The organism is Pseudomonas sp. (assembly GCF_030150285.1).
Taxonomy (GTDB): Bacteria; Pseudomonadota; Gammaproteobacteria; order Pseudomonadales; family Pseudomonadaceae; genus Aquipseudomonas.
Genome location: NZ_JASLGE010000043.1, coordinates 95,216 through 107,500, shown reverse-complemented (window position 1 = coordinate 107,500; position 12,285 = coordinate 95,216). Strand labels below are relative to the sequence as shown.

Genomic DNA, 12,285 nt, shown 5'->3' with positions numbered 1-12,285 from the left:
GGATCAGACCAACTGAAGCGCGTGCTGGCCGTCGTGCTGGATTGCAAGGATCTTTCCTTCAAGACCTGCCTTCTTGAGCTGCCAGCGGCGCATCGTCCTCCCTGCAAAGCTGGCCATACCCTTTTCTTGCTGGTACTCCAGCATCAAGCTGTTTCTACGATGCTCAAACGACATGTTTTTGTTTCTCAGTTCCTCGGCCATCCAATTGAAAGCGCGAATGAACTTTTCTTTTGTGGATGCCGCCTTCTCGCCAGAGAACCCCATAACCAAAAACATCCACCCGTCTTTGGTCATTTGGTATGCGGATTGGGACCGACCTTTTGAGTCGAGATATTCAATCGATCCAAAATTGGCCCGATTGAATTCTTTGGAACAGGAAAGATCGCGGATTGCCCGAAGGACCTTGCCGTGGGCCTTTCCAAATTTTTGAGCAACTTTAAGTGAGGTCGTTATCGGGCGACCGTCTTGACTCATCACCATGTCGCGCAACTCCTGGTCATCATCAGTAAAATCAGTCATGCCACAACCCCCAGCCGGAAAGCGAACTGATTCTCTGACGCCCGCTCCATCAGCTTGCTGGCGTCAGCCAAGAAACGCCGGTTCTCACGGAGATACTCAAGCAGGAAATGGTAGTGAGCGTCATAGGCTGATACGTCCACCCCTTGCTGCTTTAACTTGGTTATCAACCGCTGCAAAGGCTTCACGGTGTCGGAGTCCGCTACCAGCTTTCCATTGAGGATCATTCGACCTGCTGGCTGATAAGCCTGGGCTGCTCTTGTTATGGGGCAAAGCTCAACCCAATTTTCAAGAGACATATTCAGGTCACCAGACCTTTCAGCCTGGATATATTCGCCCTCAATCCCATAGGAGGCGACGAAGTTAGCGGCTACCTCCAACTGATCACCAGGAATCAACTCAATGCGCGGAACGCCAAAGCGAGCATGCAGAGCAGAAGCCAGCTTCATCACTGCACTGCGTTTGTGCTCCTCTGGAAGCTTGGCTACACGGCAGCGCATAACATTGCTGATAATGAGAGCCCCTTCCGCCCCGAGCGATTCCACGACCACCTTTGTTACAAGCGCCTTGCCGGAAAGACCAAGTTGCTCAGCCATCCAGTTGAAGGCAGAAATGTAGCCTTCCTTGATGGCTGCGGCTTTCTTACCAGTGAAACTCATAACCAGGAACATGAAGCCGTCCTTGGTCATTTCAAAGGCTTCATAAGTGTTGCCCCGATGCTCAAATTGAACCGACGAAAAGTTGTCGGTTAAAAATTGAGCAGAGCAGTCAAGCGCTCTTACCTTGGCGATGACGTGATTGTGAAGCTTTTCAAATGCCTCCGCGACCTGCTGGGTTGAGGTGAACACCTCGCCGTTGCGGGCACCCACGAATTTGCGCATATCGACCACTGTGTTATTCTCGTTCATGACGATTTCTTCCTCGAAGTTGATCTCGTTACCCAAAACCTCATCGCTGGCCGGCGCTGAGGTTTTTTTATGCCCGCTCACTTTTCGCCTTCACTCTCGCTTGTTCAACAATTTCTACTAGCTGCGAGTTCATTGATCGATTTTGCTCACGCGCTTGCTGCTTTAGCCATTCCATCAGCTCGCATGGAAAGCGAATCTGAGTTCTTGATAGGTCTCTCATAAATTCATCCTTAGTGACACGCAGTCACTATACAATCAATATTTACAAGTGACAAGATAGTGACATGGAAGATATTTATAGATCGCAGTTCCGCATCCCTTACAGCCTTTACGAGCTGCTGAAGGCTTCTGCCGACGAGAATCGCCGCTCTGTGAATGCAGAGCTCATCTCTCGCCTAGAGGCTTCATTTTCAAAGCGTGAGGTAGTCCGCCATAAGCTTGGCTTGCCTTTGGCCGAAGAGCCGTCCGAAGGTGGCGACGAACAAGAAGCTCCGAGATTCACCACAGGCATACAGAAAGAACGCTTGCTCGTTAAGCATGATGACCTTCCTCAGCTTCAAGAGGACAAGCTGATAGCTGCTATGGTGCGCGCCCTGCGTATCCTTGAGGATGAGAAGGCTGAATCTCAGCCAAACACCGGCCCAAAACCGCGCAAGCTAAAACCCAAGGCATAACGAGAAGCCGGAAGGAGGGCATTGCCACTGTCAACGCCCTCTCAACCGAAGCGATTAATCAATCCTCCCCCTCTTCAGCCAGGCATATGGCATCCAGAGCGAACATCACTTCATCGACGTGATGTCTCGGCAGCGGCGGCGGATGAGCCTCCAGCCAGTCGGAAATCTCTCTGGCCGACAAAGGCAGCGGAACGACTCCAGCCATTGTCGCCACGAACCGCCGCCCCCTGCAGACATTGTGAAAGGTGCTCAGCAAGTACCTGGTGATCAGGTCGGCCGGAGGCTCACCGGGAACATCAAGCTTTAGCTGGGCATAGATCAGGCTCCGCTTTTCACTACCTGACCAGTCTCGCTGCCATCTAAATCGGTCGATGGCTTTCCCACTGTCTCGGCCAGCTCCTGCTCACCTTCAGCGGCCAGCTCTTTGCCCTTGCGCAACACAAACAGAAGGAAGTCCGGGTTGAACTCCAGCAACTGGGCGGCTGCCTCCGTTGAATACTTCAGCTCATTGCCGTTTTCATCCTGGACGCCTTTCCAGTCCTTGAGGACAAAGTGAGCAAGCAGCATGGTGTGATTTTGCAGGTCAGTCAGTTCGCCATCGACAATCCCGACTTCGCCCTCACCAAACTGAGCATCATTGCGCTGAACACGCCGTGCATATCGCTCCATCGCAATTCGGTATTCAGTGTTGTTGGTGCCGGACAGCAACACTTTGGTGTCCTGATCAAAATCCAGCCATTTAGAGTCGCCACGCAGAGCTTCTTTTTTCTTAAGTTTGAGAGCCATATCAATTCCTCAACGCCACGCCAATAAAAAAGACCTCTCCGGCGGGCGTTATCACCGGAGAGGCCAAAGGGTTGAACTGTTTAAACCGAGACGGTGATGGTTGCCGTCGCGGTCTTGGTTGGGTCGGAGACGCTTTTCGCGGTGATGACGGCGGTACCGGCAGACACGCCGGTCACCAGCCCAGCCGCGTTCACGGTCGCAACACCAGGTGTAGCGCTGGACCAGGTGACGTTCTGGCCAGCCGTTGCGGGCAGCGCCGAACCAGTCAGTTGGCGGGTTGCGCCCACTGCGACAGATGCGGTTGCAGGCGCTACAGCCACACTGGCCACGGCCACAAACTGAACGCGCGTGATGGTCGGGCTGATCTTGGCCACCGTGTAATTGAGCGTCACCTCAACCAGTTCACGCTTGCCGGCGCTCGGCAATTCGCCGTCAACCTCTACCGCCGGGAAGTTGAAGATGTACTTGTTGCCCAGGCTGTCCGTGATTGGAAACTGAATGGCAACTGGAAGGCGCGTGAAAGTGTTCTTCCAGATTTCCCATGCGTGCTTAGACCAGGCCAGCACGACCGTGCCGGTAATCGCGGCTTCGGTGGCGATCTGCGCACCCGGACCCAGGCGATTGGAACCGATGCAGCTCTGGGCTTGCAGGCTGTTATCCAGATTGATGGTCATGGCCGAAACACAAGCCGTGCCTTCCAGCGATTTGCCATCTACCAGAATGGTGCCGATGTTCTTGTTGCTCAGGAATGGCGTGGTGGTCGGCCCTTCCGATGCGACAACGATTGGCGTGTCGCTATCGTCGTAGTCCAGGCACGCCATGTTGAAGGTCGTGGTGATCTTGCCGTCAGACGGGATATCAAGGGCGAAGGTGCTGACGTGCGCGCCCTTGAATAAGGCATATACGCCCACATCGGTGTAGCCCTTGGCGATACTGAAGGTGTGGCGAACATCGCCAACCGCCAGCACGTTGTTGGTCCACTGCCCGTAAAAGGCGGCTTCCAGCAGCTGGTCGAACGAGCCGTACGACAGCTCGGCCGCAAGGTCGCCTTTAATTTCCGCGCTGGTGACCACCGAGCCCTGACTGAGACGCGAGTCCGTGATCTCGTCACTCGCTGCGGTGTTTACGGTCGGGGTCAGCGTGTTACCTGTCAGGCGCAACGTGAGCCACTTGCCGGTTGTTGGGGTGATGCCTGGGGTCACTTCGGGAATGATGTGACTGACGATTCTTGCGCCGGAGCTCATTCTTTCCACCTTTGTGTAGGTAATAAAAAACCCGCACAGGGCGGGTGGGATGGGTGCCAACGCTCTCTAATTGAGCAAGAGTGACGGCTGTATTTTTTCAGAGAGCGACTCGATTCGGGCTTCCAGTGGCTGTTTCTGGGTCTGCCACTGGCGCAAGCCACGCCCACACAGACTGGCAACCGCTTTCTTTCCGCTGTACTCCAGCAGAGTCTGGTGAAACTCGGCTGTCAGCGTTCGCGCAGCTCCGACTTCGTTATCCAGGATGTCCAGCACCTGACGCCGAAACCGCTTGGCCCTTTCAGTTCGAGCAAACATGCCCAGCAGGTGAGCGCCTCGCAGACTGAAGACGCGGACCTCTTGCTCGCCGCCACGGGTTTGCATCTTGACGAGAGCCGTCATCGTTGGTGTGAACTCATCGGCGTGACGCCGATACAGGTCTCTGACGCGAGAATCAAAGGGGGTCGCAGTTTCATCACCCCCTTTTCCATACAGCGCGATCGCGACTTCAGCCAGAGTCAGGCACGGCTGTCCGCCATGATCCACAACCTTCAACTCGATGCCGTCAAAAATCAGCTTGTCCATAGTCATCCCCTACAATGCCCGGAATAAATCGGCCGCAGAAACGCCCCAGGGAAAGCGCTTTCGGATGCCTCCTATCTGCGACCAGAAACAGAAAGCCCCGGCAAATGCCAGGGCTTGAGTGGTGGGAGCGGTAGCGCAAGTGTCAGCCGGCGCGGAACCGGATATTCACGTTGATCTGGTAGAAGCCTTCAAACTCGCCAGCGTCGACCTGAGACGCTTCCATGCATTCAAGATCCCCGGACGACCAGTAGCCGAAGTGCGTTTCAAGCTGGTCAGCCAGCTCTGTCAGTGCCTTGATACCGGTTCTCGCCCGAGTGAAGCACTGGATACTGACCCGTCCCGGCTTGCGGGTGTAGGGCTTGTCGGCCATGCCTGCCATGAAGGCCGTGCCGTGCTGCACATTGAAGCGGCACCACAGGCCGGTTGCAGGAGGCTTGAAAATGCCAGATTCGTCCGTGTATTCCGCAGGATATGGCGCGTTCGGGTAGAAGATTAGCTTCTGCTTGATGCCAGCAAACGCCGCCATACGGCCGACAAACAACGCACGAATCTGCTCGTAGGTCATCGGTAAACCTCGGATACGCTGATAAACGCCAATTCATACAGGCCGTTCGGGGCCTGAGTGGAGTGTCCGTTCTCCAGGCGCTCGGCGTATGGAAGGTTCGTCTGAATGAACACTTGGGTGTAGGGCTTAATATCGGCGAGTGCAGCCTGCCCTTTACTCATGGTCGCGGACCCGCTCGGGTCGATCTCTTCCGTTACGGTGAAGTCTTCAGTGCCAATGCTGACAATGTGGCTGCCCCGAAACCGTCCGCCCACATATCCCTTGCCAGCGGCCAGGTCTTTTACGAAGTAGTTCTGCGTCCGTTCAGCCTTGGTCAGCTTTTTGAATTTTTTCTTGCCAGTGTTCTCGGCGTTGCGAGCGTCGACGTTGGCGTCGTAAGCATCGGCCAGCGCGACGTTTTTTGCCCGGTAATCGATGTTGGCCTTCCACAGATCGGGGTTGCCAACCGGCGAGCGCTCGATTACTTCGGTCAACAGGGCCAGGGCAATCGTTCTGACCTTGGTTTCCATTTCCTGATTGATCTGCTCAACGAATGCCGTGGGTGGTGTGCTCCAGCCGCTGTTAGCCATTAGACCTCCCGCAAGTGAATCTCGTAATGGGCACCCACCGGATCAACATCAGGCTTCAGCACGTCATAGGTTGTCTGCCGGCCAGTCAGCAAGTTCTTGGTGGTGATCTTGTGCCCAACCTGCGGAATACCGGTGGTTTCGTTGGTCAGGGCAATCAGCTTCTGGTCAGTGGCCTTGATGTTCACGCCATCGATCAGCTCGACCTTGAAAGAGTCGAGGATTCCGCGACCGGTGTAGCTGATAACCACCGGTTCGCCGCCGGTTTCGGTGACCGGGTCCCACTGTTCGCTGGGCAGCGTTACGCCGCCCGTGAACGAATGCACTGCATCAGCCAGGTCAGTGTCGAAGGCCTCGGCCAGGTCAGCCTGTAATTCTTCACGCATCCCCATGTCAGCCCCTCACCATCTTGATTTGACCGCTTGAGGCCCAAGGCCTGATCAGGGAAAGCGCGAACGATTCGCCTGCGGTGATTGCCTTCGAGCCTTCCGTGAACGACTTGGTTGTCGCAACAGAGCCCGCTTTGACAGAGGTTGTCGTGACCTCCCGCCCTTGCGCCGCGTAGAGATTCCCTTGCGCCGCCTCTCGGGCAACTTCGGCCCCGGCCTGGATGACGGGTGCGGGAACCGGCCTGATATTTGGCCGGACGCGCTCATCGAGCCAGGTGTTTGCCATCAGCACCGCCCGAGACTTTTTGTCCTCGGTCGTCCAGTCCGGCCCAAGGGTGGCGTCTACGTTCGCCACGGTGATGTAGGCTGCCATTGGGCCTCCGCTTGAATGAGTGGGCGCAAATGCGCCCGATGTTCATGCAGTGAACAGCTTGCAGAAAACCCTGGCTGCACGAATGGATGGGATCTTTCCGCTCTGTTTAAAAGCGGAACGATCGCCTACCTTTTTGAACTCAAAGCCCGGCCCGGTGACGACTGCAACCTGACCGATTCGCTTCGCATTTAGCTGGATCATTTCGTCACCTTTGCATGAGTGAGGCCGTGGCCCTGGTGTTACGCCTTCGGCAGCTCGTCAACCTGCTTTTGCAGCGACTCTTTCGAGGCGTTGGCGCGGTAGGTGACTTGGGCAGCGTCAAGCTTGGCCTTGAGCTCGGCAATTTCCGCCGCGTCCTTCGGCTCCTTTTTCTCAGAGTCGGCACTGGCCAGCTTCACCAACAGTTCGTCAACCTTCGCTTGCAAGTCGACCGCCTTCTGAGCTTCGTCGTCGCGCTGCTGGGTCAAAAGCTGAACGCCTTGGGCTGTCAACTCCAGCACCTGGAACAGGCGCTCAGCGAGCTGGCCAATCTCGCCCTCGGGACGGCAAAGGTCATGGCCTGCGAACGATTCAACAATCACGCCCAGCGCCTGCAACTCGCCGCGCAGAGAGTCGAGCTCAACGCTCAATGAGTCATCAACCACAAGCGCGGCTTGAATTGGGGCCTGCTTGAGCGTCACGTCAGGCACGTCTTCGGCCGCATCGTCACGGCACGTTGTCACGTTTGCATCAATGATGCGCAGGCCAGCCTCGGCGGCCAAAGCCTTCACATCTTCCTGGTACTGGTAGAACGGGCCTGGGAGATACCAAATATTGCTGTTCATGCATCATCCTCACCGAGCCGAGCGCCTGGCTCGACTCAGTATCTGGGGTTACTTGGAGGCGTCACCGATAGTCAGAACGCCGGCGGTGTGCTTGTTCGACGTGGCGTTCTTGATCCAGTTGGTACCGGTGGCCAGCGCCGCGTCACTCGGCGACTTGCCGCCGTTGACCTCATCCCAGGTGTAGCCCTTGATGCCCGCGCCGAACGAGTAGTCCACTTGCAGCGTGGTTACGATGCGCTCATTGCCGTTGGAGGTCTGAATGTTGCTGATCAGGTCAGAACCATCAAACACGCTGGCTGCGCCCTCGGTCAGAGACAGCACCTTGAGCTTCGCCGGGCCTGCTGGGTTGGTTGTCGCAGCAGCCGTCAAGGCCGGTGCGTCAGTGACAACCACTGCCTTGCCGAGAATGTCGACCACACGCACGCTCTGAGCCTGGAACAGTTGGTTCGCGTTGATCAAGTTGGCACCAATCAGCTTGTGGAAGGTCACGCCGTTCATGACCTGCGCCACCAGGTTGCCGCTGTGGTCACCGAACTTGCCGTGGGCTTCGTTGATCGCCACGTAGCTGATACCTGCGGTGCCCGACACATCGTTGACCACGGCGGCGTTGTTACCGATTGCGGCAACCAGCACAGCGATGGCCGTGTTCAACTGGTCAGCCATAAGAGCCTCTGCAAAGTTGCGGGAAGCAACCTCAATACCTTCGGCGGTCGGCTTATTCAACCAAGTCAATTGCGACGGCTCAAAGCGAATCGGACCGAATCCGCCCGCGACTTTCACACTAGAGTGCTTCAACTGGGTGAGGTCGGTCGGAGCTACGGTGCCGTTGCTGGAGTAACGATCAACACGACGCTGAGCCGAGTGAATGGCAGCGAAGAAAGACTCCTGCAAGAAATCGCCATCAAAGCCTTCAGTGGTGAGTCGGATCGAGCCAGCACTGGCCGCGTTGAATTTGTCCACCATCTGCGCCAGCGTCTCAATGGTCGCCGGCATGATGTATTTGTTGAAGACCTGCATTTGCGAAAGTGACATGTTCTATCCCTTCTGGGTTTTGCTCGGATGAGCGAGGTTTAAGTGGGTTGAGGCGTCCGCCTCTTGCGCCGAATCTCATCCGAGATGCCAGCAGGAAGGCAGACCGAGAGGCCTGCCATGTATCAATTAGCGGGGTTAGCCCGCGCCATTCAGCTCAGGGAAGCGGCTGGCAATGGCGCTGGCCCGCTCTTGGCGGCTGCCACCCAAATCACCTTTCTGGTGATTGGTGTTGCCATTGTTGCTATCGCCCGAACCGCCACCGGTGCCGCCCGAGCTTTTCAGGATCTTGTCCTTGTTCGGGTACTGGCTGACATACACCTCGATTGCCTCCTCGAAATCAGCGTGCTCGCCGTGGCGCACAGCCGAAAACAGGGGATTGCCGTTGCCATCCATGGGCACAAGCTTGCCGTTTTCGACCTTCAGCCGATCACCGAAAAATTTCTGAGCAATGTCGGCCGGGATAGCGAGCTTGTCGGCGATGAACTTGGAGCTCGCGAAGCTGTTACCGATGAGGTAGTTGTTCAAGCTTTGCGTCAGCTGGCCGTTCTGCTCCGTCAAAACGCGCTTTTCTTCGGCGGCGGTGCGGGTTGCAGCCTCAACCGATTCGCGGGCCGACTTTGCGGCGGCGTCCTTGATCTCCTGGACCTTGCCGGCAGTGATCAGGTCGCCCTCTTTGATGTTCTTGACGGTAGCCAGGGCCGCAAGTGCTGCCGCGCCGTCTTCGATCCCATCGAAGGACTTGAGCTTGTCCTCGGCAGCCTCCTTGGCTTCGCGGTGCGCCTTGGCTTCTCCGTTCAGGCGGCCAATGGTGGCCACGGTCGCGGCGGCATCGTGTGGCACCTCACGGCCATCGTCCATCACATAAACCGGCTTACCATCCTGGACAACAACGTGACCGTTTTCGTCTAACTTCAGTTTCAAGGTGTGCTCCTAGGCCATCCGGCCAGCATTTTCGGCATCCGCCGTTCTGCGCCCCGTTCATCCGAACCGCGGGCATAAAAAAGCCCCAGCGAATGCCGAGGCCTGAATTTTGGGTATGAAAAAGCCCGCGCTTGGCGGGCTTCGGTGTCTCTGGTGGGGTCAGGTCAGTACAACCCGCTCGCCCTGCATGAAGCAAAGGGCACACAGCAGCTGCTTGGTGCCGCCGACAGCCTTACCGTCCTTGTACATCATGCCGATTTTGGTCTGAAACACTTCAGCCCCACCGCACCTGTGGCAGCGGATCATTGATGGCGGGCGCGGCATAGCGCGCAGACGCTTCATCGCCTTTTCCTTTTCGGTGTCAGGCGCGGGCGTTCCGTCGATAACGTGGAATTTCGGTTTGTCTGTCATGTGGCCATCATAGCCCAGCTTTGACGAACGCTGCAGCATCCCTTTCGCGCAACTCTTTGAGCGTCAGGAACTTCCCTTTGTCGTTGTAGAAGTCGCCCGGCTTCAGTCCGCCATCGCGCAACAACTTGGCCCGGTTAGGCCCGAGTATCTCGTCCTGCCTTGCTGCGCTCTGCCCTTCCAGCCATTCGCCGTATGACGTTGACCTCGGCACCTGGCCGTCCATGCTTGCCCGAGTGCTCTCGGGCAACCCCTTGGACAATCGCAGCTCTTCCCAGCCCTTGATGATCGGGGTTGACGTGCTACGACAGCAAAAGTGAATGCGGCCCGGGCCACTGAGCCACGGCACCTGGTGCCCCACCGGCTGGTGAGTGTCGTTGGTGTAGATCAGGCGATCGCGCAACCTGCACTCTTCAGAGGTTTTGTTATCCAGGGTGCTGAGCCATGCCACTTCAGATATCAGGTCATTGTTGGCTTTGTAGTGCGCTTCCCTCGCACCCTGCGCCGTGTGGCTGATAGCCGTCCTGACAACAGCCTCAACATCCTTGCGGCTGCGATTGAGTAGGCCGTCCGCGTAGCCTTCCTCTTTGACGCCCATCACCCGCCGGACGATCTGCTCGGTCGTCTGGCCTTCGGTCATGCCGATTCTGATGCCGTTCCTGATCCGGGCTGCGCGGTCCTTCTCGAGGTCGCTCATCCACTCCCTGAGCAACTTTCCTTGAAAGGGTCGGGCCAAAGCAATCTGGCGCACCTGAGCAAGGTTGGCGGTGTTCACAGAGACCGTTACCAGCGCCTCCTGAGGAATGATCGCGGTGAATAGCGCCTTCTGGTAGCCGATTTCGTAGGCTGCCAACTCGCCGACCACTTCAACCATGGTTTCGCCGATTGAAGCGTAGATCGCCTTGTTCAGCTCCAGCACCGACGCCAGCACGGTGTTCATGCGCTGCGCAGTGTAAGTGTTGGTGCCAGCCCTCAGAATGGCTTCAATCAGCAGTTTGCGCAGATCGCCGTCAACGCTGTTCAGCAGCGAGATCATCTTGCGAACTTTGGCGTTGCTGAGGTGCTGCAGGTCGACCGCATGGCCGATTGATGCCGACTGTAGCTGTTCGTTAACCGTTGCCATTTAGAGCTTCCCCAGTGCTGGCCCCTGCTCCTCGATCCGCGCCCTTTCATCAGCCCAGTCGAACTCATCGCTGATCACGCCCCGGCGCTGCATTTCAGAGAACAGCGTTTCATGGCTCAGCAAGTCCGAATTGGCCATGTTGATGAGGCTTGGAATGCTGGTTTCAGGCGCGTAGTCGATATCGAAGTTGCCTTTGATCTCGACATGGCCACCTTCCGGCAAGGCGCGATACGCCGCCATGAGTTGAAGCACCTGGGCGACACAGTCCGCGAAGTGGTGAGCCATTCGCATCAGCGGGCTGGTCTCTTGGCTCGCATCTTCCTGCGCCTGGGTGGCCGTCTTCGTGCCGGACTGATCCTTGCGCAGCAACTTGGCACCGGCCATACGCATTTCGTCGATCAAGTCTTGCAGGGACTGGCGGCCCGCTTCGATAGCCTTACCGCCATGCTCGACGAACTTCATGTCGGCGTTCAGGGGCAGTATGGTTGCCGCCCCGGAACCCACAACCAAATTGAACGGAAGCTCTCTGCCATTCTCGTCATGCTTCTGGGCAGGCCCGATAATCGCCAGCATCGGCACCCGGGCGACATGCAGGATGTTGTCCTGGTCGCTCTGGCTTTGCCAGTGCTTGATGTTGAGGTGGGCCAGTTCCATCATGAAAGGCTTCGCCCGCATCAGGCCCACTCGCTTGGTGTAGAACGTCACCAGCGGGATAACACCCAGGCTCGTGACGCCCTCATCGTGTAAGGCGTGCCCCCCCTTGGCCTTGCGGTAAATCTTCCAGGTACCCGGCTCAAGGACGCGAACCTGTTCAATCGTCTTGATACCAAACTCACCATCATCCTCGGTCACCACCTCAAGGTAGCGAACCTGCGTCAGCTTGGTGCCGTCATCACGCCAGCCGAGAATCTGCATGGGGTGAATCATGACAACGTAAGGGCGAAGGCCTGCTGCATCCTCTTCAGCCTTGGTGCGTACACCTTCAGCCTTGGGGTACTCGACCAGGGCATGAGATAACCCGTAAGAGAGCCCCATCCGGAACCAGTTAACGCCCCAGGCGCTCAGGTCGTTGCCTTGGCGGTCGATGTCCGATGCAAACGCTTCCAGCTCGGGCGGCACGTCATCACCCACCTGAATGGGCTCTGCAAACACCCGATCCGTCATCGATGTCACGGTCTCGGAGTAGGCCGGGAACAGCGTGGCGACACCCAGGCGCGTGACGTAGGCATCGTCTTCTTCGGCTGGATGCCTTGGCAGCAGCGCTTTGCCAGCCTTGCGCATGGCCAGCGTGCCGCCCATCAAGGGCTCAGTGATGGCCCACTCGGCACGCATCGCTGACACCGCGTCGGATACGGCGAATGGATCATTGCTCAT

Annotated in this window: 19 protein-coding genes; 1 reads left to right on the top strand and 18 read right to left on the bottom strand. The window is 57.1% G+C overall.

The annotated features are described in order from the left end of the window. Nucleotides 1–3: 3 nt before the first annotated feature. Genes Q1W15_RS10500 through Q1W15_RS24550 form a run of 3 tightly spaced genes read right to left on the bottom strand, consistent with a single transcriptional unit; the run spans nt 4 to nt 1,644 of the window. Entirely contained in the window at nt 4–519 is a 516-nt protein-coding gene (locus Q1W15_RS10500; protein ID WP_300727468.1) for a Rha family transcriptional regulator, read from the bottom strand. Then, nucleotides 516–1,505: a Rha family transcriptional regulator gene (locus tag Q1W15_RS10495; RefSeq protein ID WP_300727465.1), complete on the bottom strand. Its 990-nt coding sequence runs from the start codon at nt 1,503–1,505 to the stop codon at nt 516–518. The genes Q1W15_RS10500 and Q1W15_RS10495 overlap by 4 nt, the downstream gene beginning before the upstream one ends. After that, nucleotides 1,492–1,644: an Arc family DNA-binding protein gene (locus Q1W15_RS24550; RefSeq protein ID WP_367280635.1), complete on the bottom strand. Its 153-nt coding sequence runs from the start codon at nt 1,642–1,644 to the stop codon at nt 1,492–1,494. Before Q1W15_RS24550 ends, Q1W15_RS10495 begins: the two co-directional genes overlap by 14 nt. 64 nt (nt 1,645–1,708) lie before the next feature. Here Q1W15_RS24550 and Q1W15_RS10490 point away from each other — a divergent pair, with 64 nt between their 5' ends. Further along, on the top strand, nt 1,709–2,098 hold the full coding sequence (locus tag Q1W15_RS10490; RefSeq protein ID WP_300727463.1) for an Arc family DNA-binding protein: 390 nt from the start codon (nt 1,709–1,711) through the stop codon (nt 2,096–2,098). 58 nt (nt 2,099–2,156) lie between these two features. On the opposite strand, the gene Q1W15_RS10485 is transcribed toward Q1W15_RS10490, so the two are convergent. The 15 genes from Q1W15_RS10485 to Q1W15_RS10415 form a co-directional block, all read right to left on the bottom strand. Next, nucleotides 2,157–2,303, bottom strand: a complete 147-nt coding sequence (locus tag Q1W15_RS10485; RefSeq protein WP_367280634.1) for a hypothetical protein — start codon at nt 2,301–2,303, stop codon at nt 2,157–2,159. 113 nt (nt 2,304–2,416) lie between these two features. Next, on the bottom strand, nt 2,417–2,884 hold the full coding sequence (locus tag Q1W15_RS10480; protein WP_300727460.1) for a hypothetical protein: 468 nt from the start codon (nt 2,882–2,884) through the stop codon (nt 2,417–2,419). A gap of 80 nt (nt 2,885–2,964) precedes the next feature. After that, nucleotides 2,965–4,128 carry a phage tail tube protein gene (locus Q1W15_RS10475; RefSeq protein ID WP_300727457.1) on the bottom strand — a complete coding sequence of 388 codons (1,164 nt, stop codon included), beginning with the start codon at nt 4,126–4,128 and terminating at the stop codon, nt 2,965–2,967. A 66-nt stretch (nt 4,129–4,194) separates the two neighbouring features. Continuing rightward, nucleotides 4,195–4,710, bottom strand: a complete 516-nt coding sequence (locus Q1W15_RS10470) for a hypothetical protein (protein ID WP_300727453.1) — start codon at nt 4,708–4,710, stop codon at nt 4,195–4,197. 142 nt (nt 4,711–4,852) lie between these two features. Then, nucleotides 4,853–5,275, bottom strand: coding sequence for a phage tail terminator-like protein (locus Q1W15_RS10465; protein ID WP_300727450.1), 423 nt, complete (start codon nt 5,273–5,275; stop codon nt 4,853–4,855). Further along, nucleotides 5,272–5,844: an HK97 gp10 family phage protein gene (locus Q1W15_RS10460; RefSeq protein ID WP_300727447.1), complete on the bottom strand. Its 573-nt coding sequence runs from the start codon at nt 5,842–5,844 to the stop codon at nt 5,272–5,274. Before Q1W15_RS10460 ends, Q1W15_RS10465 begins: the two co-directional genes overlap by 4 nt. Then, nucleotides 5,844–6,233, bottom strand: coding sequence for a hypothetical protein (locus Q1W15_RS10455; RefSeq protein ID WP_300727445.1), 390 nt, complete (start codon nt 6,231–6,233; stop codon nt 5,844–5,846). The genes Q1W15_RS10460 and Q1W15_RS10455 overlap by 1 nt, the downstream gene beginning before the upstream one ends. 1 nt (nt 6,234) lies before the next feature. Next, nucleotides 6,235–6,603: a hypothetical protein gene (locus Q1W15_RS10450; protein WP_300727442.1), complete on the bottom strand. Its 369-nt coding sequence runs from the start codon at nt 6,601–6,603 to the stop codon at nt 6,235–6,237. A 42-nt stretch (nt 6,604–6,645) separates the two neighbouring features. Beyond that, complete coding sequence (locus tag Q1W15_RS10445; RefSeq protein ID WP_300727439.1) at nt 6,646–6,804, bottom strand: hypothetical protein; 159 nt, start codon at nt 6,802–6,804, stop codon at nt 6,646–6,648. A gap of 38 nt (nt 6,805–6,842) precedes the next feature. Next, complete coding sequence (locus Q1W15_RS10440; RefSeq protein ID WP_300727436.1) at nt 6,843–7,427, bottom strand: hypothetical protein; 585 nt, start codon at nt 7,425–7,427, stop codon at nt 6,843–6,845. Between the two features lie 48 nt (nt 7,428–7,475). Continuing rightward, nucleotides 7,476–8,459 carry a major capsid protein gene (locus Q1W15_RS10435; protein WP_300727433.1) on the bottom strand — a complete coding sequence of 328 codons (984 nt, stop codon included), beginning with the start codon at nt 8,457–8,459 and terminating at the stop codon, nt 7,476–7,478. A gap of 135 nt (nt 8,460–8,594) precedes the next feature. Continuing rightward, a complete protein-coding gene (locus Q1W15_RS10430; protein WP_300727430.1) occupies nt 8,595–9,317 on the bottom strand; it encodes a DUF6651 domain-containing protein in 723 nt (240 codons plus the stop codon). 222 nt (nt 9,318–9,539) lie between these two features. Further along, entirely contained in the window at nt 9,540–9,830 is a 291-nt protein-coding gene (locus tag Q1W15_RS10425; RefSeq protein ID WP_300727427.1) for a hypothetical protein, read from the bottom strand. Then, nucleotides 9,799–10,911: a hypothetical protein gene (locus Q1W15_RS10420; RefSeq protein ID WP_300727424.1), complete on the bottom strand. Its 1,113-nt coding sequence runs from the start codon at nt 10,909–10,911 to the stop codon at nt 9,799–9,801. The genes Q1W15_RS10425 and Q1W15_RS10420 overlap by 32 nt, the downstream gene beginning before the upstream one ends. After that, nucleotides 10,912–12,285 carry a DUF4055 domain-containing protein gene (locus tag Q1W15_RS10415; protein ID WP_300727421.1) on the bottom strand — a complete coding sequence of 458 codons (1,374 nt, stop codon included), beginning with the start codon at nt 12,283–12,285 and terminating at the stop codon, nt 10,912–10,914.

Coding starts and splice junctions, on each gene's coding strand:
- Q1W15_RS10500 (WP_300727468.1), bottom strand. CDS start 519: ATGACTGATTTTACTGATGATGACCAGGAGTTGCGCGACATGGTGATG.
- Q1W15_RS24550 (WP_367280635.1), bottom strand. CDS start 1,644: ATGAGAGACCTATCAAGAACTCAGATTCGCTTTCCATGCGAGCTGATG.
- Q1W15_RS10490 (WP_300727463.1), top strand. CDS start 1,709: ATGGAAGATATTTATAGATCGCAGTTCCGCATCCCTTACAGCCTTTAC.
- Q1W15_RS10485 (WP_367280634.1), bottom strand. CDS start 2,303: ATGGCTGGAGTCGTTCCGCTGCCTTTGTCGGCCAGAGAGATTTCCGAC.
- Q1W15_RS10480 (WP_300727460.1), bottom strand. CDS start 2,884: ATGGCTCTCAAACTTAAGAAAAAAGAAGCTCTGCGTGGCGACTCTAAA.
- Q1W15_RS10475 (WP_300727457.1), bottom strand. CDS start 4,128: ATGAGCTCCGGCGCAAGAATCGTCAGTCACATCATTCCCGAAGTGACC.
- Q1W15_RS10470 (WP_300727453.1), bottom strand. CDS start 4,710: ATGGACAAGCTGATTTTTGACGGCATCGAGTTGAAGGTTGTGGATCAT.
- Q1W15_RS10465 (WP_300727450.1), bottom strand. CDS start 5,275: ATGACCTACGAGCAGATTCGTGCGTTGTTTGTCGGCCGTATGGCGGCG.
- Q1W15_RS10460 (WP_300727447.1), bottom strand. CDS start 5,844: ATGGCTAACAGCGGCTGGAGCACACCACCCACGGCATTCGTTGAGCAG.
- Q1W15_RS10455 (WP_300727445.1), bottom strand. CDS start 6,233: ATGGGGATGCGTGAAGAATTACAGGCTGACCTGGCCGAGGCCTTCGAC.
- Q1W15_RS10450 (WP_300727442.1), bottom strand. CDS start 6,603: ATGGCAGCCTACATCACCGTGGCGAACGTAGACGCCACCCTTGGGCCG.
- Q1W15_RS10445 (WP_300727439.1), bottom strand. CDS start 6,804: ATGATCCAGCTAAATGCGAAGCGAATCGGTCAGGTTGCAGTCGTCACC.
- Q1W15_RS10440 (WP_300727436.1), bottom strand. CDS start 7,427: ATGAACAGCAATATTTGGTATCTCCCAGGCCCGTTCTACCAGTACCAG.
- Q1W15_RS10435 (WP_300727433.1), bottom strand. CDS start 8,459: ATGTCACTTTCGCAAATGCAGGTCTTCAACAAATACATCATGCCGGCG.
- Q1W15_RS10430 (WP_300727430.1), bottom strand. CDS start 9,317: ATGGACGATGGCCGTGAGGTGCCACACGATGCCGCCGCGACCGTGGCC.
- Q1W15_RS10425 (WP_300727427.1), bottom strand. CDS start 9,830: ATGCTGCAGCGTTCGTCAAAGCTGGGCTATGATGGCCACATGACAGAC.
- Q1W15_RS10420 (WP_300727424.1), bottom strand. CDS start 10,911: ATGGCAACGGTTAACGAACAGCTACAGTCGGCATCAATCGGCCATGCG.
- Q1W15_RS10415 (WP_300727421.1), bottom strand. CDS start 12,285: ATGAGCAATGATCCATTCGCCGTATCCGACGCGGTGTCAGCGATGCGT.